The sequence below is a fragment of the Amycolatopsis sp. FU40 genome (assembly GCF_021903635.1).
GTDB classification, from domain to species: Bacteria; Actinomycetota; Actinomycetes; order Mycobacteriales; family Pseudonocardiaceae; genus Amycolatopsis; species Amycolatopsis dendrobii.
In genome coordinates this window covers 9,862,174-9,885,614 of record NZ_CP091381.1, presented here as the reverse complement: position 1 = coordinate 9,885,614, position 23,441 = coordinate 9,862,174, and the positions used below count along the sequence as shown (strand labels likewise).

Sequence of the window (23,441 nt, the reverse complement as noted above, 5' to 3'; positions counted from 1 at the left end):
AGAAAACGCGCGCGCGATACACCGTGCGCGGGGAGTGGCGACACTCGGGCGGCCGATGTTACCGGGCAGTACAGGTGACGGGAACCCCAACCGGGACGACCATGGACGTCGGCGAGCACTCCCGCCCACCAGCTACAACGGCTACAACCAGCTACAAGGAGACCCCTTGGCCCCGCAGAACGACGGCGCCTCCGGCAAGGAGACCCCGGCTCGCGTACGCGTCATCCGTGACGGACTCGCGGCGCACCTTCCCGACATCGACCCGGAAGAGACCAGCGAATGGCTGGACTCCTTCGACGAGGCGCTGGCGCGAGGGGGCCAGCAGCGGGCCAGGTACCTGATGCTGCGCATCCTCGAGCGCGCCCGGGAGCGCAACGTCGGCGTCCCGGCGCTCACGTCGACCGACTACGTGAACACGATCCCCACCGAGAACGAGCCGTGGTTCCCGGGCGACGAGGAGATCGAGCGCCGCTACCGCCGCTACATCCGCTGGAACGCGGCGATCATGGTGCACCGCGCGCAGCGGCCGGGCGTCGGCGTCGGCGGCCACATCTCCACCTACGCCTCTTCGGCGGCGCTGTACGAGGTCGGCTTCAACCACTTCTTCCGCGGCAAGGACCACTCCGGCGGCGGCGACCAGGTCTTCTTCCAGGGCCACGCCTCCCCCGGCATGTACGCCCGCGCGTTCCTCGAGGGCCGCCTCACCGAGCAGCAGCTCGACGGGTTCCGCCAGGAGTACAGCCACGCGGGCGAGGGCGGCGGCCTGCCGTCGTATCCGCACCCGCGGCTGATGCCGGAGTTCTGGGAGAACCCGACGGTGTCGATGGGCCTCGGCCCGATGAACGCGATCTACCAGGCGCGGTTCAACCGCTACCTGCACGACCGCGGCATCAAGGACACCTCCGACCAGCACGTCTGGGCGTTCCTCGGCGACGGCGAGATGGACGAGGCCGAATCGCGCGGCCTGATCCACGTGGCCGCGGGCGAGGGCCTGGACAACCTGACCTTCGTGATCAACTGCAACCTGCAGCGGCTCGACGGCCCGGTGCGCGGCAACGGCAAGATCATCCAGGAGCTGGAGTCCTACTTCCGCGGCGCGGGCTGGAACGTGATCAAGGTCATCTGGGGCCGCGAATGGGACGCGCTGCTCTCGGCCGACCGCGACGGCGCGCTGGTCAACCTGATGAACGTCACGCCGGACGGCGACTACCAGACGTACAAGGCCAACGACGGGGCCTTCGTCCGCGAGCACTTCTTCGGCCGCGACCCGCGGACGAAGGAACTGGTCAAGGACCTGTCCGACGCCGACGTCTGGAACCTCAAGCGCGGCGGCCACGACTACCGCAAGGTGTACGCGGCGTACAAGGCGGCCATGGAGCACCACGGCCAGCCGACGGTGATCCTGGCCCACACGATCAAGGGCTACGGTCTCGGCCCGTCGTTCGAGGGCCGCAACGCCACGCACCAGATGAAGAAGCTCACCCTCGACGACCTGAAGCTGTTCCGGGACGCGCAGCGGATCCCGATCAGCGACGAGGAGCTCGAGAAGAACCCGAAGCTGCCGCCGTACTTCCACCCCGGTCCGGATTCGCCGGAGATCGAGTACATGCGCGGCCGCCGCAAGGCGCTGGGCGGGTACCTGCCGGAGCGCCGCCCGAAGACCGCCAAGGCGCTCGTGCTGCCCGGCGACAAGGTCTACGAGGGCGTCCGCAAGGGCTCGGGCAAGCAGGAGGTCGCCACCACGATGGCGATCGTCCGGCTCATCCGCGAGCTGGCGAAGGACTCGGAGATCGGCAAGCGGATCGTCCCGATCATCCCGGACGAGGCGCGCACGTTCGGCCTCGACTCGATGTTCCCGACCGCCAAGATCTACAACCCGCACGGCCAGACCTACACCTCGGTCGACGCGAGCCTGATGCTGGCGTACAAGGAGTCCGAGAAGGGCCAGCTGCTGCACGAGGGCATCAACGAGGCGGGTTCCACCGCGTCGTTCACCGCCGTCGGCACGTCGTACGCGACACACGGCGAGCCGATGATCCCGATCTACATCTTCTATTCGATGTTCGGGTTCCAGCGCACCGGCGACGGCCTGTACGCGGCGGCGGACCAGATGGCCCGCGGCTTCGTGCTCGGTGCCACCGCCGGCCGCACCACGCTGACCGGTGAGGGCCTGCAGCACGCGGACGGGCACTCGCTGCTGCTGGCGGCGACCAACCCGGCCGTCGTGGCGTACGACCCGGCGTACTCGTTCGAGATCGCCCACATCGTCAAGGACGGCCTGCGCCGGATGTACGGCGAGACCGGCCCGGACGGCAACGGCGAGAACATCTTCTACTACATCACCATCTACAACGAGCCGTACCAGCAGCCGGCCGAACCGGAGAACCTGGACGTCGACGGCGTCCTGAAGGGCCTCTACCGGTACGCCGACGCGCCCGCGGGCGACGGCCCGGAGGTCCAGGTGCTGGTTTCCGGCGTCACGATGCCGGACGCGCTCAAGGCGCAGAAGATGCTGGCCGAGGAGTGGGGCGTGCGGGCCGCGGTGTGGTCGGCGACGTCGTGGGGCGAACTGCGCCGCGAAGCGGTCGAGATCGACCACGAGAACCTGCTGCACCCGGACCAGACGCCGCGGGTTCCGTACGTCACGCAGAAGCTGTCGGAGGTTTCCGGCCCGGTCGTGGCGGTGTCGGACTGGATGCGCGCGGTGCCGGACATGATCCGCCCGTGGGTGCCCACCGACATGCTCACGCTCGGCACCGACGGGTTCGGCTTCTCCGACACCCGCCCGGCCGCGCGGCGCAAGTTCCTGGTGGACGCCGAGTCGATCACCGTCGGCGCGCTGTCCGCGCTCGCCAAGCGCGGCGAGTTCGACCAGGCGAAGGTCGCCGAGGCGGCGCGCCGCTACCGGCTCGACGACGTGGCGGCCGCCGGGCCGCAGACGTCCGACTCCGGCAACGCGTGACCGCTGCTTGATTCGGGGACCCCTCCGGGACAGTGTCCTGGAGGGGTCCCTGCTTTAAGGTAGACATCGGATGTATCCGGATGCCTGACGAAAGGTGGTCGAGCGTGACCCAGCGTCGCCTGCCCCGGCCCAGCGAGCTCAAAGAGATCCTGCGGCCGAAGCCGATCGTGCTGAACCCGACCGATCGGCGCCTCGCCGGCGCGCACACGATCGCCGATCTGCGGATGCTCGCGCGCAAACGCACCCCGCGGGCGGCGTTCGACTACACCGACGGCGCGGCCGAACTCGAGGACAGCCTCCGCCGCGCCCGGCAGGCCTACCGCCGCGTGGAATTCCAGCCCAACGTGCTGCGCGGCGTGTCCGATGTGGACACCACCAGGGAGATTCTGGGCAAGCGCTCGGCGCTGCCGTTCGCGTTCGCGCCCACCGGGTTCACGCGGATGATGCAGACCGAGGGCGAGCGCGCGGTGGCCAGGGTGGCCCAGCGCAACAACATGCCGATGGCGCTTTCGACGATGGGCACCACGTCGATCGAGGACCTCGCGGCGGCCGCGCCGGACGCGCGCAAGTGGTTCCAGCTGTACGTGTGGCGCGACCACGGCGCGGGCGAAGATCTGATGAATCGCGCGTGGGAGAGCGGCTACGACACGCTCCTGCTGACCGTCGACACCCCGGTCGCGGGCCAGCGGCTGCGCGACGTCCGCAACGGCCTCACCATCCCGCCCGCGATCACGCTGAAGACGTTCGTGGACGGCGCGATGCACCCGGCGTGGTGGTTCAACATGCTGACCACCGAGCCGCTGAACTTCGCGTCGCTCAACCACTTCGGCGGCACCGTCGCGGAACTGCTGGACAAGCTCTTCGACCCGACGCTGAACTTCGACGACCTCGACTGGGTGCGCCAGACCTGGCCGGGGAAACTCGTGATCAAGGGCGTGCAGAACGTCGACGACGCCCGTGACGTGGTGAAACACGGCGCCGACGCGGTCCTGCTCTCCAACCACGGCGGCCGTCAGCTCGACCGCGCGCCGACGCCGATCGAGCTGTTGCCCGCGACGCTGGACGAGATCCAGGACAGCGCCGAGGTCTGGGTCGACACCGGCATCCTGTCCGGCGGCGACATCGTGGCCGCGCTCGCCCGCGGCGCGAACGCGGTGCTGATCGGCCGCGCGTTCCTGTACGGCCTGATGGCGGGCGGCGAACGCGGCGTGCAGCGCTGCGTGGACATCCTGCGCACCGAGATGATCCGCACGATGCAGCTGCTCGGGGTCCGGCGGGTCGACGACCTCCGCCCCACCCACGCGACGCTCCGCTGAGCCTCAACCGTGCAGGGCCCCTTGAGAGATTCCCTCAAGGGGCCCTGCACGGACATTCAGTGCCAAGTTCGGCGCAGTCGGCGTAATCCGGTATCCAGTGACCGACATCACGTCTCCTGCCTTCGGATCATCCGAGGGAGAAGACCATGTCCGTCACGCTGAACCGCCGCGCGCTGGCGATGCTGCGCGCGATCGCCGCAGGCCGAGCCGAACTCACCCGCAGCTGCGAACCGGACCTGAGGGTCGACGGCCTGCCCTGCTGTGACCAGACGACCGCGCACGACCTGGTCCGGGAAGGCCTGGTCCGCCCGGTGTCCGCGCTGGGCGGCGCGGTCGGCCAGTGGACGCGGGCCGAACTGACCCCGGACGGGCAGCTCGCGCTCGGCGCGTGAGGTCAGCGCGCCGCGGCGACGGTCTTCTCGCCGGCGACCGCGGTGCGCGCCGACCGGTTCCAGGTGACCCAGCCGTGGATCACCAGCGCGGCGAACACGAGGTAGATCGCGGCCGAGAAGTACAGGCCGGAGCTGATCTGCAGCGGCACGCCGATCGCGTCGACCACCAGCCACACGCCCCAGAACTCCACGAGCCCGACGCCTTGGGCGGCGAACGCGACGAGGGTCCCGACGAAAATCGCGGCGTCCGGCCACGGTGCCCACGACGCGTCGAGCGCCTGGAGCGTCAGCGCCATCGCGACCGTGCCCAGCCCGAACGCGCCGAGCATCACGGCCCGCTCGGTCCAGCGGCCCTTGCGCACGACGACGCCGTACACCGGGTCGGTCCGGCGGTTCCAGGCCCACCAGCCGTAGAGCGAGATGAGCAGGATGGCCACCTGCCGCCCGGCGAGACCGCCGAGATGGGCGGACGCATAAACGGAGAAGAGCAGGACGGTCGCGCCGACCTGCACCGGCCAGGTCCACAGCGTCCGCCGCTGCGCGAGGAACACGACCGCGAGCGCGAACACCTGCCCGGCCAGCTCGGCGATCGAGATCCACTGGCCGAACACAGTCACGCCGTGGTGCAACAGGAAGTCCACGTCGGCACCCCTTCCGATCTACGCCTCCCAACATGCAGCACGAAGCCTCCATTCCCGTGCCGATGTGAGACTGAAGACAGTCCCGCTGAGTGGACGCCGGGGCCGGACACGGCGAAGGCCCGGCACCGAGGCGGTGCCGGGCCTCGATCGCCCGAGCGAGCCCCGCGAACACGGGGCAGAGCGCAGGGGCCGCGCTGCCGAAGCAACGCGGCCCCTGGCCACCGATCCGCGGATCGGTGGAGGCCGTCAGCGAAGCGGCCGACCGGGCTCGAATCCGGTCAGCAGCACGGCCCGACGCCGGTGCGGGCCCGCGGATCAGCTCGCTGTCCGCGGAATCCCCGGCGCACCTGGTACCGGCTCAGCGGTCCACGCGCCCGAACCCGGCGGGCGGGGTCGGCGGCTCCGGCGGACGGCCGCCGTCCGCGGGCATCTGGCGGGTCTGCTCGCTCGGCTGCGGAAGGCTGCCCGACTGCGACTGCGGGTAGCCCTGCGTCCGGGTCTGGCCTGCCTGCGCGTGCTGCCCGCTCACCTGGCCCGGCTCCCGCGAGCCGCCGGCGCCCGAGCCGACCTGGCCCTGCAGGTTCGCCAGCCAGCCGCCCCACCGTTCCTGGGCCGGCTTGATCAGGCCGCCGCCGAAGCCGACCACGATCACACCGCCCGCGGTCGCCAGCACCGCGATCAGGATCGGGCCGGTCACCGCCGTCGCGATGTTGACCTGGCCCAGCGCCGCGATGATGCCGAAGGCCATCACCAGCCAGTACGCGATCGTGCTGAGCAGCCGTCCGGCCGGGCGGCCCGACAGCGCGCCCGCGACGACGTCGCGCACGACCTTCGCGATCGCCGCCGCGACGATGATCAGCACCACCGCGACCAGGATCCTCGGCAGGAACGCGATGATGTCGTTCAGCAGCTGGCTCACCGGGTTCGACTGCCCGAACACCCCGAACGCCAGCTGCAGCGCGATCAGCAGAATGAAGTAGTAGACGAGTTTCACGAGCACGGCGGTGGCGTCGAGATTCGCGCCCTTCACCATTCCGGTCAGCCCGGTCTTCTCCACCATCCGCGTGAAACCGAGCTTTCCGAGAACAAGCCCGACGGCTTTGGACACGGCTTTCGCGATCAGCCAGCCGATCAAGAGGATGATCAGAAAACCCACGAGTTTCGGGACGAACGTGGCCACCAGATTCCAGGCCTGTCCGAGTCCGTCCTTGAGTTGTTCACCCACGCTGGCTCCCTTCGCCGCGGTTCGACGTGGATTCCGGCACCGTCCTGTCGCACCGGGTCGCAGGACAGGTACCCACTGCACCCGAGTGCTGTGCACCACGATCGAGTGAGACGACTGGCGCGGGAAGATCAATCGCCGCCATACTTGTCCTACCGGTGGGGACCGGGGAGACGAGGCCGCTCGGCGCAGCGAAAACCGCAAGCGCCGAGCGGCCTCGAACATTTCCCGCTCTTTATTGCCGTGCGACGGCGCTTCCGAGACGAATGCGGTTCGGGTTTTCTCCGCCGTTCATCTGGTCTTCATGTTCGGTCGATTGGCGGGCCGCCGACGGATTTGCGCGCCGACCTGGGCGCGGCGGCGGAGATGTCCGGACGGGAATCCCGGAGAGGCCTCGTCTGTGCGGTGCGAATTCGCGTTGCCGGGCAGCCCGCGGCGGCGAATTGCGCGGGCCTTCCGCGCGCGTGCCGGATAACCGCACGGCGGCAATAGCGCGCGGGCAAGATGCCGCGCGAAGGTCATTAACCGGCGCGCGGCCGGCAACCGGAACAGAGGGCTCGCGGGGGCGGCGTTCACGCAACTCACCCGATGCCGCTAACCCACGTGGGTTAGCGCCTCCGCTGCCCAGGTCCCTCACTGGACCACCGTGTCCACCGAGAGTAGAGGCTTTCGACAGAAAAGCGGGCCGCGGCAGTCCGCCGCGGCCCGCTGTGTGAGACCTCCGCTGTCAGGCGGCGCGCAGCGCGTCGCGCAGCTTCACCTTCGCGCCGGTGCGCATCACCGCGTTGCGGTAGATCCGCGCGGCCAGCCAGATCAGCGCCGGGATGAGCGCGACGACCAGGCCGACCGACAGCACCGCCTCCCACACCGGCACACCGCCCATCGCCAGCCGCATCGGCATCAGCGTCGGCGCGAACACCGGGATCACCGAAAGCACCTCGGCCAGCGGGCTCCCCGGATTCGACGGCAGGATCGAAATCCCCACCACGTACCCGGCGATCACGAACATCAGCGCGGGCATGGTCGCGCCGCCCACGTCCTCCTGCCGCGACACCAGCGCGCCGAGGGCGGCGAACACGATCGAATACATGAAGAACCCGAGCAGGTACCAGACGATCAGCCAGATCACGGTGCCGACCGCCGCGTTCACCGAGATCGTCAGCACCCCGAACCCGAGCCCGGCCGCGACCCCGGCCACGCCGATCGCCAGCATCTGGATCAGCCCGACGACGCCGATGCCGAGCACCTTCCCGGCCATCAGCTGCCACGGTTTGATCGTCGACAGCAGCAGTTCGACCACCCGCGAGGTCTTCTCCTCGACGACGCCCTGCGCCACGCTCTGCCCGTTGAGCATCAGCGAGAGGTAGATCAGGATGCCCGCGATGATGCCGAGCACGAGCTGCTGCCCGTTGTAGTCGTACGGTTTCTCGAGCGGCGGCAGTTCGTCGATCGTCGCCTCGGCGGTCGCCTGGCGCACCTTCGCCGGATCGCCGCCGAGGGATTCGATCTGCTGGTTGAGCGCCAGCTGCCCTTCGAGCACGGTGAACGTGTTCTTCAGCTTCGCGTCCAGGTCCTTCTTCACCTGGACGTGCACTCGCTTCGCGTCCTGCACCAGCAGCGCGTCGATCGAACCGTCCCGCAGCTTCTCCTGGCCGGCCTTCTCGTCGGCTACCTGCTGCGTCGCGACGGTCTGGCCGATCGACTTCGCCGTCGCGGACAGCGGCTGCGCCAGCTGCGAGGCAGCGGGCACGTAGCCGACCGTCGCGTCGGCGCTCCCGCCGCCGTTGAAGAACTTGAAGATCAGCGCCAGCGCGACGACGATCAGCACCATCACGAGCGTGGTGATGCGGTAGGCCTTCGAATTGACGCGCGTGGTGATTTCCCGCCCGGCGACAAGGCCGACCGCTGACATCGGGCTCATCTGGACATCGGACCCGGTCATGCCGCGGCCTCCTGGTGCTCGGACACGACGGAACGGAACAACTCGGTCAGCGACGGCAGTTTCCGGGCGAATTCCCGCACCGGACCGGTCGCCAGCGCGGCGCGCAGCACCGCCTGGTCGTCCGCGCCGTCGGCCAGTTCCAGCTCGGTCACCGCTCCCCTGCGGCCGATCACGGTCACCCCGGACAGCCCGGCCGCCCAGTTTTCGGGAGCCTCGGGCGCATCGACGAGCAGCCGGGTCGTCCCGCCCGCGCGCAGTTCCGCCACCGTGCCGGACGCTTCCATCCGTCCACTCCGGACAATCCCGATCCGGTCGCACAGCCGTTCCACCAAATCCAGCTGGTGGCTGGAAAACACGACCGGAACGCCTTCGGCCGCCTTCTCCTTCAGCACGTCGCTCATCACGTCGACGGCCACCGGGTCCAGTCCGGAAAACGGTTCGTCCAGCACGAGAATCCGCGGTTCGTGCACCAGCGCGGCGGCCAGCTGCACACGCTGCTGGTTGCCGAGGCTGAGCTTCTGCACCTCGTCGTCGCGGCGCGCGGCCACGCCGAGGCGTTCGGTCCACCGCTCGCTCGACGCCTTCGCCGCGGCGGCGGGCATTCCGTGCAACCGGGCGAGATACGTGAGCTGTTCGCCGACCTTCATTTTCGGGTACAGACCGCGTTCCTCGGGCATGTAGCCGATCTGCCTGCGGGTCTCGTGCGTGATCGGCTCGCCCGCGTAGCGCACCTGGCCCGCGTCGGCGCTCAGCACGCCGAGCGCGATCCGCATGGTGGTCGTTTTGCCCGCCCCGTTGCTTCCGACGAATCCGAAAAGCTCCCCCGGCCGCACGTCGAACGTCATTTTCTCGAGCGCCACGACGGCGCCGTACCGTTTGGAGATCCCGTCGATCTCCAGTCCGGGCTCTGGCATGGCCCGTCCCCCTGTTCTCTTTTCGCCCGGGGTGATCCCCTACCACCCCACCAGGGATCCTAGGCACTTCGGCCGAGCCGCGCCCACCACCTGAGGTCGCTGTCGCGTCCGCCTAAAGTTGCGGGCGCCGCGCGGCACGTAGGATCGGATCCGACATGGCCGACACCACGGGACGCCCAGCGCGCAAGCACCACGGGCTGTCCGCGAAAACCCTGCGCAGCCTGGAGCACGCCTCCGGGCGGCTGGCGAGCGCGAGCGTCGCGGAAATGGAACGCCGCCTGGTGTGGTTCGCGCGGCTGCCCGCCGACCAGCGCGCCAGCGTCCTGCTGATCACGCAGACCGGGGCCAGCGGATTCGTCGCGTGGCTGCGGGATTCGAAGGAAGCGCTGAAGCTCACCACCGAGGCCTTCCGCGACGCGCCGACCGAAGTGTCGCGCTGGATCAGCCTGCGCCAGGCCGTCGCGATGGTGCGGCTCGCGATCGAAGTATTCGAAGAGCAACTCCCCGAATTCGCCGCCTCGGAAGCCGAACGTGCCGCGTTGATCGAAGGAATTCTGCGCTACGGCAGGGAAATCGCTTTCGCCGCGGCCAATTCCTATGCCGCGGCGGCGGAAGCGCGCGGCGCGTGGGACGCCCGGCTCGAAGCGCTCGTGGTCGACGGAATCGTCCGCGGCGACGCCGAAGAATCCGTCCTTTCGCGGGCCGCGGCGCTCGGTTGGGATCCGGCGGCGGCAGCGACTGTGCTGGTGGGGAATCCGCCCTCCGACGACCCGCCGACGGTGGTTTTCGACGTCCGCGCCCGCGCCGCACGGGTCGGCCGCGCGGTACTGCTGTCGGTTCAGGGCTCGCGGCTGGTGATCGTGATCGGCGGCCCCACCGAGGGCGGGCCGAAGGAACGCGAAATCCTCGCCCGGATGTCGACGGTGTTCGCCGACGGCCCGGTCGTGGCCGGTCCGACGGTGCCGACGCTGGCCGAGGCGCACCACAGCGCGGCCGAGGCGTTGTCCGGCCTGCGCGCGGTGGTCGGCTGGCCCGCCGCACCCCGCCCGGTGCGGTCTGACGATTTGCTCCCCGAACGCGCTTTGTCCGGCGACCCCGGCGCGGAGCGGCTGCTGGTCGACCTGGTGGCCCGGCCGCTGGAAGAAGCCGGGGCGGCGTTGCAGCGGACGGTCGAGACCTATCTGGACACTGGCGGGGTGCTGGAACGCTGCGCGCAAACGCTGTTCGTGCACCCGAACACGGTCCGGTACCGGCTGCGCAAAGCCGCCGAACTGACCGGCCGCAACCCGACCGACGCCCGCGACGCGCTGGTGCTGCGGGTCGCGCTCACGGTCGGTCGGCTAGCCCGCGCCCGCGGGCTGTGGTGATCGCCTGGCCGGGCCGCTTGGCTCCCTGCTCCGGCAACCGTCCGCGGCGCGACACCAGTCGAGGACAACTGCACGCGCCCTCGGACACGGCGTCCGCTGCGGAGAAACCCCGACGCCGCGTTGAGTGCGTCCCTGCCCGAATCCGCTCCCGCGTCCGGCGGAGGCGCTGCCGACCTCCGGCCCACACCCGGGCCTGCTCCGCCATCCTCCGAGCCGAGGCGCGAGCACGGCGTGACAGGGGCGTGGCGAGCGCGTGGCGGGTGACAGACTTCACGGCAAGCGCTGGTTGAATCCCACAAGGCGGATGGGTTAAGGACCGGGTTCTCCGGCGGGTCTTTGGAGGTTTCCTCCAATAACGCCGCGCGGACTTGGTGACCGCCCGCAGCCGAAGCGCGAGGGGTCCCGTGGTCTCATAGACAGCGTGACAGTTGCAGTCCTCTCCCCCGGCCAGGGTTCCCAAGCCCCCGGCATGCTCGCTCCGTGGCTCGAACTCGACGGCGCCCGCGCGCGCGTCGAAGAGTGGTCCGCCCGTTCCGGGCTCGACCTGATCCGGCTCGGCACGGAGGCCGGAGCCGAGGAGATCCAGGACACCGCTGTCGCGCAGCCGCTGATCGTCGCGCTGTCCCTGCTGTCCTTCGAGCACCTGCCGGTCGCCGACGACGCGCCGGTCGCCGGCCACTCCGTCGGCGAACTGGCCGCGGCCGCGATCGCCGGCGTGCTCAGCCCGGCCGACGCCGTCGCGCTCGCCGCGGTCCGCGGCGCGGAGATGGCCAAGGCGTGCGCGCTCGAGCCGACGTCGATGGCCGCGGTGATGCTCGGCGACCCCGAGGAAGTCGCCGCGTGGCTGGAAAGCCAGGGCCTCGCCGCCGCGAACCGCAACGGGGCCGGGCAGATCGTCGCCTCCGGGTCCGCCGCCGCGATCGAGCGGATCATCGCCGAGCCGATGGAGGGCACGAAGATCCGTGCGCTCAAGGTCGCCGGCGCCTTCCACACGCCCTACATGGCCCCCGCGGAAGACGCCCTCCGCGAGCACGCCGCCGGTCTCTCCCCGGCCGACCCGACGCGCCCGCTGCTGTCCAATGCCGACGGTCAGGTCGTCACCAGCGGCGCGGAGTACCTGCGCAGGCTCGTCGCCCAGGTGACCCGCCCGGTCCGCTGGGACCTCACCATGGACGGGCTCGTCTCGCTCGGCGTGGACCGCACCGTCGAACTGGCGCCCGCGGGCACCCTGACCGGACTGGTCAAGCGGCAGCTCAAGGGCGTCGTCACCACTACCACCGCGCTGAAGTCGCCCGCCGAGCTGGCGAAGCTGCGCGAGGAGGACGCCCAGTGACCGCCCGCCCCACCCTTCGCCTCGCCCAGGGCGCCCCCGCCGCCCGCATCCTCGGCTTCGGCAGCTACCAGCCGGACCGGATCGTCACGAACGACGACCTGTCGCAGGTCATGGACACCAGCGACCAGTGGATCCGCGACCGCGTCGGCATCATCGAGCGGCGGTTCGGCGAGAAGGACGACGTGCTGGTCGACTACGCCGTCGCCGCCGGGTCCGAAGCGCTCGCCGACGCGGGCATCGACGCGTCCGAAGTGGACACCGTCATCGTGCCCAACTGCACCATGCCGTCCCCGATCCCGAACGCGGCCGGGCAGGTCGCCGCGCGGATCGGCGTCCCGAGCCCCGGCGCGTTCGACCTCAACGCCGCGTGCGCCGGATTCTGCTACGGCCTCGGCGTCGCCTCCGACCTCGTGCGCGCGGGCTCGGCGAAGAAGGTCCTCGTGATCGGCGCGGAGAAACTCACCGACGTCGTGGACCCGACCGACCGCGCGAACGCGATCATCTTCGCCGACGGCGCGGGAGCCGCGGTGGTCGGCGGATCCGACGAGCCGGGCATCGGCCCGGTCGTCTGGGGCAGCGCGGGCGACCTCGTCGACCTCATCTACATGCGCGACCACCAGTGGATCTACCAGGAGGGCCAGTCGGTCTTCCGCTGGGCGACCACGCAGATCGCGCCGATCGCGCTGCGCGCGCTGGAAGCCGCCGGGCTGCAACCGTCCGATGTGGACGTGCTGGCCCCGCACCAGGCGAACCTCCGGATCGTCGAGTCGATCGCCAAGAAGCTGCGCGCCAAGGGGGCGCGCGAGGACATCGTGGTGGCCGACGACATCAAGTACTCGGGCAACACCTCGTCCGCCTCGATCCCCATGGCGCTGGACCACATGCGCAAGGCCGGGACGGCGAAAAGCGGCGACGTGGTGCTGGCGGTCGGCTTCGGAGCCGGGCTTTCCTATGCCGCGCAGGCGTTCGTCCTGCCCTGAGCGATACTTCCCCCGCGGGCGCCGTGCCCGCGAGCGGACCTCCAGAAGAACCGAGAAGGGAACAACACCGATGGCTGACAACACTGAGATTCTCGCCGGCCTCGCCGAGATCGTCGAAGAGGTCGCCGGCGTGGCTCAGGACGACGTCACCGAGGAGAAGTCGTTCGTGGACGACCTGGACATCGACTCGCTGTCGATGGTCGAGATCGCCGTGCAGGCCGAGGACAAGTTCGGCGTCAAGATCCCGGACGACGAGCTGGCCAACCTGAAGACCGTCGGCGACGCGGTGAACTACGTGTCCGCCAACTCGAAGTAAGTCCTCTTCGTACCCGGGCCCCGGTCCGGAGCCGACCTTGGGGAGACACCCATGAGCAACATCGACGTCGTGATCACCGGCATGGGCGCGACCACGCCGCTGGGCGGGGACGTCGCGTCCACCTGGGACGGTCTGCTGGCCGGCCGCAGCGGGATCCGCACGATCGAGGCGGACTGGGCGGAGGAGCTGGACCTGCCGGTGCGGATCGCGGCGCAGCTCGCCGTCGAGCCGACCGACATCCTGCCCCGCGTGCAGGCCCGCCGGCTCGACCGGTGCGAGCAGGTGGCGATCATCGCCGCCCGCCAGGCCTGGGCCGACGCCGGGTTCGCCGAGCAGACCGACGAGCACGCCGACGTCGAACCGGAACGCCTCGGCGTCTCGATCGGCACCGGGGTCGGCGGGCCGGTGACCCTGCTGACCCAGAACGATCTGTTGCACCAGCAGGGTCTTCGCAAGGTGTCGCCGCTGACCGTGCCGATGCTGATGCCGAACGGGCCCGCCGCGCACGTGGGCATCGACCTGAAGGCGCGGGCCGGGGTGCACTCGCCCGCGTCGGCGTGCGCGTCCGGGGCCGAGGGCATCGCGAACGGCTTCGAGATGATCCGGTCCGGACGGGCCGACGTGGTGGTCGCGGGCGGTTCCGAGGCCTGCATCCACCCGATCACCGTCGCCGGGTTCGCCCAGGCGCGCACGGTGTCGACCCGCAACGACGACCCGGCCGCGGCGTCGCGTCCGTTCGACGTGAGCCGCGACGGCTTCGTGCTCGGCGAGGGCTCCGGCGTCGTCGTGCTCGAGCGGGCCGACCGCGCGAAGGCCCGCGGCGCGCGGATCTACGCGAAGCTGGCCGGCTACGGCCTGACGTCCGACGCCTACCACATCACGGGCAACCACCCGGAGGGCATCGGGCAGATCGCGGCGATGCGCGCGGCGATGACGATGGCCGGACTGTCCCCTTCGGACATCGGCCACGTGAACGCGCACGCGACGTCCACTGTGGTCGGCGACATCGGCGAGGCGGCCGCGATCCGGTCGGCGATCGGCGAGCACCCGGTGGTCACCGCGCCGAAGGGCGCGCTCGGCCACCTCGTCGGCGGGGCGGGCGCGGTCGAGGGCATCGCGACGATTCTCGCGCTGTACGAGGGCGTCGTGCCCGCGACGCTGAACCTCACCGAACTGGACCCGAAGGTGCAGCTCGACGTCGTGGCCGGGGAGAACCGCAAGGTCGAACTCGCCGCGGCGCTGTCCAACTCGTTCGGTTTCGGCGGGCACAACACCGCGCTGCTGTTCACGCCGGCGAACTGAGTTTCCTTTTCACGCTGAAGGGCCCCGCGGGAATTTCCCGCGGGGCCCTTCAGCGTTTCAGCGGAGTTTTCAGCACTTGTCGTGTTCGGTGGCCGTGCCGTCGACGGTGTCGATCCGGTACGAACCGTGCTCGTACTTCATCGGCAGCACCAGCCGCCAGTGGATGCACTTCTCCTGGAAGTCGACCGGGGCCTCGTTGAGCGACTGCGTGCTGGTGAACCCGACCAGCGCCCGCAGCGTTCCCTGCGCACCCGGTTCGATCCGGTACAGCATGACGTCGACGTCCTTCGTGGACTGGAAGCTCCGGTGGAAGTCGTACTCCGGCATCTTGCTGCGGCGCGCGTCGCTGACGGTCTCCGCCCAGGCGTCGTAGTCCTTCTGGTTCACCGCGGTGAAATACGCCTTCAGCACCGTGCGGACGGCCTCGTCCTGCGGGTGGTTCTGGGCGTCCGGGGTGACCCCGACCTCGATCGCACCGGACTTGTCGGCCGCACCGCCGCTGGTCGTGGCGGACGGCGCCATGGCTTCGCCGTCGGCCGCGCGAGGGGAATCGGGGCGGCGGTACAGCTCGCGGGCGAGCAGACCCCCGGCGACGGTGATGGACAGCACCACCACGAGCACGGGGATCAACCACCGCTGACGGGACGGCGGGGCCGGGTGAACGCTCACCCGGGTGAGGGTACCGCCCTCGTTCACCCGACCTGGTGCAGCCAGGTGACCGGGGCGCCATCGCCCGCGTGCCGGTACGGCTCGAGTGCCTCGTCCCAGGCCGCGGCGAGGAGTTCGTCGAGTTTGTGCGCGAGGGTTTCGCCGCCGCGGGTCATGCTGACGAGCGCGCGCAGCTGGTCCTCGCCCACGACGATGTCGCCGTTGGCGCTGGTCCGGCCGTGCCAGAGCCCGAGTCCGGGCGCGAAGCAGAACCGCTCGCCGTCGACGCCCGCGCTGGGTTCCTCGGTGATCTCGAAGCGCACCATCGGCCACGCCTTGAGGGCACCGGCGAGTTTGCCCGCGGTTCCCGCGGGCGCGCTCCAGCTGCATTCGGCCCGGAGCTGTCCCGGACTGGCCGGCTGGGCCGTCCACTTCAGCTCGACACGGGCACCAAGGGTGCCCGAAATAGCCCACTCGACGTGCGGACATACCGCAGACGGCGACGAGTGGACGTACACCACGCCTCGGGTGCTGCCACGGGTGCTCACTGCTGACCTCCGCTTGTTCGACGAGGGACGTCTTCCCCTACGACCTCTCGAACCTTGCGCAGGTTGCGTAGCCTCCACGGCAGTTCCCGACCTGTGTAGCACATTCTGCACCCCAACCGTGCCGTTTGGCCACATGAACACCACAAGTCGCAGCGGACGACCCATTGTGGTGAGCCACGCCGACGCGAGGGCGCGGAGCACGGTTCCGGCGGCCCGGCACGCTAGCGTGGTGCACCGGAAACGCTGCGGATTCGACAGGAGAATTTCGGTGCGACTGGTCCGTCTCGGGCAGCAGCCCTCGCGCGTCGCGGAAGACGTGCGGGCCGCACTGGCCTCCCTCGGCCGGGGGAGCACGGTGATCGGCGGCGTAGCGCTCGTCGGCGCCCGCCCGACCGGAGACCGTCCGGTCGAGGCGGTGGTCGTGCTGCCCGCGGGTGTGCTGGTCGTGATCGGCGTGGACCTGCCCGACCCGGCCCTGCGCCTCGAAGCCCCGCTGAGCGGCCCGTGGAAAGCGGACGGCTGGCCGCTGGTCCACGGCGACGACGTCAACCCCGCCACCGAAGCGCTCGACCTGTCCCAGGAATGCGAACGCCGCATCGCGGAACTCGGCGGCGGCCCGGTCGGCACGATCGTGGCGGTCGGCCCGTACGTGGAGACTGTCGACCAGCCGCCGGGCGACCTCGCGGGCCCGGTCCGGGTGCTGCACCCGACACCGACGACCATGCTGGCCGCGACGGTGTCTCTGGCCACGGCGCGGCATCCGCGGTCGGTGGACCAGGCACGCGCGTTGATCGCGGCGCTGGCACCGGACGCGCCGGAGCTTTCGGACGAGGTTTTGCGCGGGGAAGGGTTCGTGCGGTTCGCGGACGACGTTCCGGTTCCTCCTGGGCCTCGGTCCGCTGGGGCTGGTTCTGGTGCGGCAGCGAGCCAAGGCGGCAGTGGCCCGGCGAGCAATAGCGCTCCAGTCGCGAACTCCGGTTCCCCGACGGGCCCTGCTTCCGGAGGCAACGCCGGGTCGAGCACAGCCGTCGGCCTGGGAACGGCCGGGGTCTCCGCAGGAGCCGCCAGCGCCGCCGCGGCGATGTCCGGCCCCGCCGGAACCGCTGCCACGGGTTCGGACTCGCCTGGTCCGGGAAACTCCGCTCCAGCCTCGGCCAAGGCCAATGCCGCCGGGCCGGGCACCGCCAGTTCCGGCACAACCTCCTCCGGCGCGGCCGGATCGAACGCGGCCGAGTCCGGCACCGCTTCCTCCGGTGCCGCCGGATCGGGCGCAGCCACCTCCGGAGCCATCGAGGCGAACGCCGCGGCTCCCTCCGCTGCCACTGGACCGGGCGCCGTCGCTCCAGGCGCCGTCGGGGTGAACGTCGCCGGTTCCGGTTCGGCCGAGCCCGGCGCTGCTGGGCCGGGTCCGGCCGGTTTCCCCAGCGCCGGAGCCGATGCCGCGCCTGGACGATCCGCTGGGGATGCCGTCCCCGGCGCCGCGGGGCCGCAAACCCCAGCCGGCACCGCGGATACCCGAGGGCTTCCCGTCTTCCCCGGCGCCAGCAACGGCACCACGGCGCCGAAGGCCGCTGCTTCCCCCAGCAACCCTTCCCCCGCACCGAAATCCGCCGCTTCCCCGGTGCCGCGGCCGAAGATCATCGCGGTGCGGCCGCCTCGGCCGGAGATTCCGTCGATCGAACTGGAGTCGCTTTCCGAAGCGCCTACCGAGTCGGCTGACCCGCCCGAGGCTCCGACCGAGAAGATGCCGTCTCCGGCTAAGCCGCAGCCTGCCGGACGTCCGCACGGAGCCGTTCCGCCGGTCGTGCCCGGGCATGTTCCCGGGCCGAGCAGCCCCCCGCGAGGTGCGCCTCAGCCTGCGCGACCGGCTCCTGCCGCGGGCGCGGGAGCCGGATCGAGGACAGTCAGTCCCGGAGCTGGAGCAGGGGCAAACACCGCTGCAGGACCTGGCACCAGGACAGCCGGAACAGGGGCAACCGCGGGTGCGGGAACCGGAGCCGGAGCCGCCGCGGCAGGACCCAGCACCGGGGCAGGCGGAGCAGGAACCGGCGCCGGAGCGGGCCCGAACTCCCCGGCCGGGCCTGGAAAACCGGCCTCCCGGACGGTCAAGTGGGTGCCGATCGCGGCGATCGTCTTGCTGGTCGTCCTGGTGGTGTCGGCGATCGTCGTGGCGACCAGCGGCGGCGACGAGACAACGGCGGCACCGCCCGCCAGCAGTGCGCCGCCGAGCAGCGTTCCGAGCCCGGTGCCGAGCAGCGCGAAGTCGAGCGCCCCGCCGGCCCCGACTCTCACCTTCGAACCCCGCGCGAGCAGCGCCGACCAGAAGTGCGCCTCGCACGCTTTCGGGGACGTCCAGGCGAGCCTCCAGCAAACCAGTTGCTCCGCGGTCCGCCGCGCGAGCTACACGGCGCTCGTGGACGGGCGGCCGGCCGCGGTCACTGTCGCGGTGGTCGAGTTTCCCGATGCCGGGCAGGCCGATCACCTGAAGCAGATCGCCGACAACCCGGGCGGCGGCGGAATCCTGGACGTCGCCACGGAAACCGGCAAGTGGCCTTCGGGGCCGCCGCAGTTCGACGGCGCCGCCTACGCCAGCAAGATCGACGGGAACGGCGTCCGGATCGTGCAAGCGGTCTGGCAACCCGGACCGTCCACTGCGGACGATCCCGGCCTCGCCCGCGCGGCGAAAGGCGCGCTCGACTTGCAGCTGCCGTCCTGAGGGAACGGCCCACCGGCCGAGACCGCGTTCAGCTCGCCGCTGCCTTGCCGAGCGAACGCCTCACTGCCACCCGTTCTCCAACAGGTCGAACGCCACGTCCACAACCCGCGGCGGATCGTCCGACCGATCGGCCAGCACAGCCGTCTCCAGCGCGAAATGGGCCAGCACCGCACACCGCGAATCCCCCTCCGGCGCGCCGGTTTCCTCCGCGATCACGCGGCTCAGCGTGTGCTCGTGGCCCATCCACATCTTGTGCCAGTACTCGGCTAGCGCGGGCGTCTCCCGCACCAACCGCAGCAGCGGCGCGGCTTCCGCGCGGATGCCGGAGGTCGCCCGCACGTGGATGTGCGCGCGGAGCGCCTCCAGCACCGACGTGCCCTCCGGCCGGTCGCGGACGGCCGAGACCAGCGCCTCGTCCACCTCGGGCTCCCGGTCGAAAACGAGCGCTTCCTTCGTCGGGAAGTGCTTCATCAGCGTGGTGGTGGACACGTCGGCGGCGTCGGCGATCTCGCGCACGGTCACCTGGTCGTAGCCGCGCTCGAGGAACATCCGCAGGGCAGCGTCGGCCAGCGCCTGGCGGGTCGCCGCCTTTTTGCGTTCACGACGGCCGGGAACGGGGGCGCTGGTCATGCCCCGACGTTACCGGACCGGCACCGCCGTTCAGAGCCCGTAAGCCTCCAGCAGCCGCAGCCACACCTCGCTGATCGTCGGGAACGCGGGGACCGCGTGCCACAACCGGTCCAGCGGCACCTCGCCGACGACCGCGATCGTCGCCGAGTGCAGCAGTTCCGCCACGTCCTGGCCGACGAACGTGACACCCAGCACGACGCCGCGTTCGGTGTCGACGACCATGCGCGCTTTGCCCTGGTACCCATCAGCGTGCAGGGAGGAACCGGCGACCGCGATGTCGATGTCCACCACCCGGTCCGCGGATCCGTCGCGCGCCTCGGTGAGGCCGACTGACGTCACTTCCGGGTCGGTGAACACCACCTGCGGCACCGCGTGGTGGTCGGCGGTCGCGCTGTAGCGGCTCCACGGTTCGGTGGAGATCTCCTCGCCGCGGGCGCGGGCGGCGACCGAGTCCCCGACGACGCGAGCGGCGTATTTTCCCTGGTGGGTCAGCAAAGCACGACCGGTGACGTCACCCGCGCCGTACAGCCAGCCACCCTCCACAGCAGACACTCGGCCGCTTTCGTCGACCTGGAGCGGACCGTCGGCGGGCAGGCCGAGGACGTCCAGCCCGATTGTGCCGGTCGCGGGCGCGCGACCAGTGGCGACCAGGAGCTCGTCGACGACGATCTCGCCGCCGCCGGACAGTTTCAGCCGAGTTCCACCGTCCACACTGGACACTTCGCTCAAGCCCGAGTTCGGGTGCACGCGGACGCCTGCCTCGCGCAATCCGTCCAGGACCAGGTCTCCGGCGAACTCCGGCAGCCGAGGCAGCGGGCGTTCGCCGGTGATCACGAGGTCGACCTGCGCGCCGAGCCGGGCCCACGCCTGCGCCATTTCGACGCCGACCACGCCGCCGCCGAGCACGCCGAGCCGTCCGGGCACCTCGGTCGCCGACGTCGCTTCCCGCGAGCCCCACGGCTTGATGGTGTCCAGCCCCGGAATCCGCGGCGTGCGCGGGACGCTGCCAGTGCACACGATCACCGCGTGCCGGGCGGAGAAAACGCGGCCGTCGTCGAGTGTGACCTCGCGCTCGCCGGTGATCCGGCCGTAGCCGCGCACGGGTTCGATGCCCGCGCCGCGCGCCCATTCGACCTGTCCGGAGTCGTCGCCCTTGCCGGTGAACCAGTCGCGGCGCGCGAGCACCTTCTCCGCGTCGAGCCCGTCGCCGATCGGCACGCCGGGCATCCGCTTGGCCGCGGCGAGCAGGTTTCCCGGGCGCAGCAACGCCTTGCTCGGGATGCACGCCCAGTACGAACACTCCCCGCCGAACCGTTCGTGTTCGAGGAGCGCCACCTTGAGCCCGCCCTTGGCGGCCCGTTCCGCCGCCACTTCCCCGACCGGACCCGCCCCGATGACCACGACGTCGAAAGTCTCTGCTGCCATGGGCACAGCGCACACCACCGCGCAGGTTCGCGCAAGCCTGCCGGTATTCTCGTACGAGAGCTGCAAGAAACCGGCGGCACCGCGGAATCCGGGTCGTCGCCGTGCCGGTTGCACGCACGACCACGATCGAGCACGGGAGGCTCCCATGGCGAGGAACACTGCTGTCCGCACTCAGGACGACCTGACCGGAGGACGCGCGGCCGAGACCGTCGCGTTCGCGCTGGACGGCGTCGAGTACGACATCGACCTCGGCGCCCGCAACGCGGCCGCGCTCCGGCGACTGCTGGAGCGGTACGCCAAGGCGGGCCGCCGGACGGGCGGGCGGAAGCTGCGGCCGCGGCTGGTCGCCGGCGCGAAGAAGGCCGAGGCGAAGCCGGTGGCGGAAAAGGCCGCCGCGGCGGGCAAGGCCGGGAAAGCCGTTGCCGGCAAGAAGACCGCTGCCGCCGGTACCGCGAAGACCGCGGCGAAGACTGCCCGAACGGGTGGCGCGACCGGGACCGCCCGCAAGGCCCCGGCGAAGTCCGCGGCAGCCAAGCCCGCCGCGACCAAGACCACGGCGAAGTCGACGAGCGCCGCGGCAACCAAGACCGCCGCCAAGTCGGCAAAGGCCGCTGCGGTCAAGGCTCCCGCCGCGAAGACCGCGACTGCCAAGGCGCCCGCACCCGCGAAGACCGCGACCGCCAAGACCTCCGCAGCCGCGAAGACCGCCGCTCCGGCAACGGCCAAGTCCGCCGCCAAGCCGCGCCGCCGTGCGGCCGGCGCGGTGCCGCAGGTGCTGTTCTCCTCCTCCGGCAACTGATCCGTCCGTGCGGGGAACCCTGCGGGACTCTGATTCCGCAGGGTTCCCCGCACGGACTTTCGGCCAGGGCAAGGCGATTACGAACGCTGCCGTCCCTCGGCATGCCACTCCGGGTACTCGTAACGGCTCCACAGCAATGCCCGCTGCCGTTCCAGCTCTCCCGCCGTCGGTTCGCGCGGCGGGAGCGGACCGAGCAGTCCCGCCGCGGCCGCGCGGACGGTGTCTTCCACTTCCGCCAGCGGCAGCCGTACCCCGTGCTCAAGCAGGGACGCGACCTTGCTCCGGTGCGAATCCAGCGGCTTCGGGTCCGGCGGCGGACCGGTGAGATAAGCGCCGACGCGAGCGGCATCGGTGTCGACCAGCAGCGTCGAATGCGCCAGCAACACGTCTTTGGTCCGGAACACCGCGAACCCGCACAGTTTCGCGTCGCCGACGAAGATCCCTCGGTCGCCGATCCTGGCCGGGAGACCGAGTTTCTCCACCGCGGCGGACATCACGAGGCCGAGCATTTCCAACGGACGCGGCGCCGGGCCGGGCAGCACGAGCGTCACGTTGAGATTGCCCGGGTCGTGGAACACCGTGCCGCCGCCACTGGCTCGCCGCAGCACGGGAACCCCGTCACGAGCGCATTCGGCCACGCGAACTTCGCGCGCGATTCGCTGGCCACGGCCGACCACGACGCACACTGGATTCCGCCACAGCCACACCACCGGGCCCGTCGGGCCCTCGCGCAGCAGTGCTTCGTCGAACGCCAGGTTTTCGGCTGGGTCGGTGAATTCGGCTCGGACTTCCGACCCGCTCGGCATAGCGTTCCTCCACGATCTGCTGGACCCCGGGATCGTAGAACAGGCTCAGAAAGCGGCCGGTCCGAGCAGGTCCCAGCGGTTGCCGGCGATGTCGCGGAACACGACGACCCGGCCGTAGGGCTCGGTCCGCGGTTCGCCGAGGAACTCCACCCCGGCGTCCCGCATCCGCTCGTAGCTGGCCGCGAAGTCGTCCACCCGCAGGAAAAACCCGACCCGGCCGGCGTGCTGGTCGCCGACCGCGCGGGACTGCCGTTCGCCGTCGGCCTGAGCCAGGAGGATGCCGGTTTCGCCGCCGGGCGGGCGGACGACCACCCACCGTTTGGGGCGGCCGTCGTTGGTGAGCGACGGCGAGTCCTCGGCCAGGTCGAAGCCCAGCGCGCGGGTGAAGAAGTCGATCGCCTCGTCGTAGTCGTCGACGATGATCGCGGTCAGCTGCAGGAAGGCCATGCCGCTAAGGCTGCCAGTGCGGCACGCCGAGCAGGATCATCCGGAGCCGTTTTTCGGCCGCGACCAACGTGCGCTCGTCGGCCGCGGTGTCCCCGGGGCGGATTTCCAGCAGTTCGGCGACCGTGCCGAGCATCGCGGTGACGATGAGGTCGGCCAGCAGGTGCAGGTCCTCGGTGGGCCAGGTGCGCAGCGGATCGAAGCGCGCCAGGTCCAGCGCCAGATCGCTGGAGAACATCCGCATCTCGACCGCGATCGCCCGGGACACCGCGCCGGGCCCGGCGTAGCGCTCGCGCGTGACGAACCGGAAGTGGTCCTCGTGCTCGCGGACGTGCCGGTGCAGCGTGTGCACCGAAGCCCGGATCATCCCGCCGTAGCCGCTCTGCTCGGTGCGCGCGCCGCGAAGGAGGCCGCGCAGCGTGCGCGTGGTCTCCTCGACCAGCGCGACGCCCAGCTCCTCCATCGACGAGAAATGCCGGTAGAACGCCGTCGGCACGATGCCCGCGCCTTTCGCGACCTCGCGCAGCGAAAGGCTGGCGAAACTCCGGTCGGCGAGCAGGTCGAGCGCCGCGTCGAGCAGCGCCTGACGGGTGCGCTGTTTGCGCTCCTGCCGGCTCACCGGGCCGGCCGGCTCCTCGGCTGCGGACACGTCGAGCAGCGTACTGGCGATCGCCGCATGGCCCACGTCACATCACCTCGCTTCCGCGTTGACAGGCCCCGGGGCCTTGACCCCACACT

At 70.8% G+C, this 23,441-nt stretch carries 21 protein-coding genes; 10 read left to right on the top strand and 11 right to left on the bottom strand.

Going from position 1 to position 23,441, the window contains the following annotated elements; genetic code table 11:
* The first annotated feature begins 166 nt into the window (after positions 1–166).
* The 3 genes from aceE to L3Q65_RS47000 all read left to right on the top strand — a co-directional run bounded on the left by aceE (position 167) and on the right by L3Q65_RS47000 (position 4,670).
* Entirely contained in the window at positions 167–2,962 is a 2,796-nt protein-coding gene (gene aceE, locus L3Q65_RS47010) for a pyruvate dehydrogenase (acetyl-transferring), homodimeric type (protein WP_182896684.1), read from the top strand.
* Between the two features lie 104 nt (positions 2,963–3,066).
* Entirely contained in the window at positions 3,067–4,278 is a 1,212-nt protein-coding gene (locus L3Q65_RS47005) for an alpha-hydroxy acid oxidase (RefSeq protein WP_237598582.1), read from the top strand.
* 146 nt (positions 4,279–4,424) lie between these two features.
* Positions 4,425–4,670, top strand: coding sequence for a hypothetical protein (locus tag L3Q65_RS47000; protein WP_182896682.1), 246 nt, complete (start codon positions 4,425–4,427; stop codon positions 4,668–4,670).
* 2 nt (positions 4,671–4,672) lie between these two features.
* Here the strand turns inward: L3Q65_RS47000 and L3Q65_RS46995 are convergent, their stop codons facing one another.
* From L3Q65_RS46995 to L3Q65_RS46980, 4 genes are all read right to left on the bottom strand, one after another.
* A complete protein-coding gene (locus L3Q65_RS46995; RefSeq protein WP_182896681.1) occupies positions 4,673–5,311 on the bottom strand; it encodes a nicotinamide mononucleotide transporter family protein in 639 nt (212 codons plus the stop codon).
* A gap of 358 nt (positions 5,312–5,669) precedes the next feature.
* Positions 5,670–6,536, bottom strand: a complete 867-nt coding sequence (locus L3Q65_RS46990; RefSeq protein WP_182896680.1) for a hypothetical protein — start codon at positions 6,534–6,536, stop codon at positions 5,670–5,672.
* A gap of 724 nt (positions 6,537–7,260) precedes the next feature.
* The gene (locus tag L3Q65_RS46985) at positions 7,261–8,475 is read right to left on the bottom strand and encodes an ABC transporter permease (RefSeq protein WP_182896679.1); all 1,215 of its coding nucleotides are present in this window, start codon (positions 8,473–8,475) and stop codon (positions 7,261–7,263) included.
* Positions 8,472–9,389, bottom strand: a complete 918-nt coding sequence (locus L3Q65_RS46980) for an ABC transporter ATP-binding protein (RefSeq protein WP_182896678.1) — start codon at positions 9,387–9,389, stop codon at positions 8,472–8,474. The genes L3Q65_RS46985 and L3Q65_RS46980 overlap by 4 nt, the downstream gene beginning before the upstream one ends.
* Positions 9,390–9,544: 155 nt before the next feature.
* On the opposite strand from L3Q65_RS46980, the gene L3Q65_RS46975 reads away from it, so the two are divergent.
* From L3Q65_RS46975 to L3Q65_RS46955, 5 genes are all read left to right on the top strand, one after another.
* Positions 9,545–10,756, top strand: coding sequence for a CdaR family transcriptional regulator (locus tag L3Q65_RS46975; protein WP_037820487.1), 1,212 nt, complete (start codon positions 9,545–9,547; stop codon positions 10,754–10,756).
* Between the two features lie 469 nt (positions 10,757–11,225).
* Positions 11,226–12,089 (top strand): ACP S-malonyltransferase, encoded by an 864-nt coding sequence (locus L3Q65_RS46970; RefSeq protein ID WP_237601019.1) that lies wholly within the window; start codon positions 11,226–11,228, stop codon positions 12,087–12,089.
* On the top strand, positions 12,086–13,069 hold the full coding sequence (locus tag L3Q65_RS46965; RefSeq protein WP_182896676.1) for a beta-ketoacyl-ACP synthase III: 984 nt from the start codon (positions 12,086–12,088) through the stop codon (positions 13,067–13,069). Before L3Q65_RS46970 ends, L3Q65_RS46965 begins: the two co-directional genes overlap by 4 nt.
* A gap of 70 nt (positions 13,070–13,139) precedes the next feature.
* Complete coding sequence (locus L3Q65_RS46960; RefSeq protein WP_009074690.1) at positions 13,140–13,385, top strand: acyl carrier protein; 246 nt, start codon at positions 13,140–13,142, stop codon at positions 13,383–13,385.
* A 51-nt stretch (positions 13,386–13,436) separates the two neighbouring features.
* Positions 13,437–14,687: a beta-ketoacyl synthase gene (locus L3Q65_RS46955; protein WP_182896675.1), complete on the top strand. Its 1,251-nt coding sequence runs from the start codon at positions 13,437–13,439 to the stop codon at positions 14,685–14,687.
* A 69-nt stretch (positions 14,688–14,756) separates the two neighbouring features.
* Here the strand turns inward: L3Q65_RS46955 and L3Q65_RS46950 are convergent, their stop codons facing one another.
* Both L3Q65_RS46950 and L3Q65_RS46945 read right to left on the bottom strand, forming a co-directional pair.
* Entirely contained in the window at positions 14,757–15,356 is a 600-nt protein-coding gene (locus tag L3Q65_RS46950) for a hypothetical protein (protein ID WP_237598581.1), read from the bottom strand.
* Between the two features lie 23 nt (positions 15,357–15,379).
* Entirely contained in the window at positions 15,380–15,883 is a 504-nt protein-coding gene (locus tag L3Q65_RS46945; RefSeq protein ID WP_093576929.1) for a DUF3145 domain-containing protein, read from the bottom strand.
* A gap of 268 nt (positions 15,884–16,151) precedes the next feature.
* On the opposite strand from L3Q65_RS46945, the gene L3Q65_RS46940 reads away from it, so the two are divergent.
* Entirely contained in the window at positions 16,152–18,599 is a 2,448-nt protein-coding gene (locus L3Q65_RS46940; protein ID WP_237598580.1) for a hypothetical protein, read from the top strand.
* Between the two features lie 60 nt (positions 18,600–18,659).
* Here the strand turns inward: L3Q65_RS46940 and L3Q65_RS46935 are convergent, their stop codons facing one another.
* Together L3Q65_RS46935 and L3Q65_RS46930 are read right to left on the bottom strand one after the other, a co-directional pair.
* The gene (locus tag L3Q65_RS46935) at positions 18,660–19,229 is read right to left on the bottom strand and encodes a TetR/AcrR family transcriptional regulator (protein ID WP_182896674.1); all 570 of its coding nucleotides are present in this window, start codon (positions 19,227–19,229) and stop codon (positions 18,660–18,662) included.
* Positions 19,230–19,259: 30 nt separating this feature from the next.
* Positions 19,260–20,654 carry an NAD(P)/FAD-dependent oxidoreductase gene (locus tag L3Q65_RS46930; protein WP_182896673.1) on the bottom strand — a complete coding sequence of 465 codons (1,395 nt, stop codon included), beginning with the start codon at positions 20,652–20,654 and terminating at the stop codon, positions 19,260–19,262.
* Between the two features lie 145 nt (positions 20,655–20,799).
* Between L3Q65_RS46930 and L3Q65_RS46925 the strand changes: the two genes are divergently transcribed.
* Entirely contained in the window at positions 20,800–21,453 is a 654-nt protein-coding gene (locus L3Q65_RS46925) for a histone-like nucleoid-structuring protein Lsr2 (protein WP_237598579.1), read from the top strand.
* Positions 21,454–21,530: 77 nt separating this feature from the next.
* Here the strand turns inward: L3Q65_RS46925 and L3Q65_RS46920 are convergent, their stop codons facing one another.
* The 3 genes from L3Q65_RS46920 to L3Q65_RS46910 are packed head-to-tail and all read right to left on the bottom strand — an operon-like array spanning position 21,531 to position 23,388.
* Positions 21,531–22,259, bottom strand: a complete 729-nt coding sequence (locus L3Q65_RS46920) for a lipoate--protein ligase family protein (RefSeq protein WP_237598578.1) — start codon at positions 22,257–22,259, stop codon at positions 21,531–21,533.
* 45 nt (positions 22,260–22,304) lie between these two features.
* A complete protein-coding gene (locus L3Q65_RS46915) occupies positions 22,305–22,706 on the bottom strand; it encodes a VOC family protein (protein WP_237598577.1) in 402 nt (133 codons plus the stop codon).
* Positions 22,707–22,710: 4 nt separating this feature from the next.
* Complete coding sequence (locus L3Q65_RS46910) at positions 22,711–23,388, bottom strand: TetR family transcriptional regulator (protein ID WP_370648165.1); 678 nt, start codon at positions 23,386–23,388, stop codon at positions 22,711–22,713.
* Positions 23,389–23,441 lie beyond the last annotated feature (53 nt).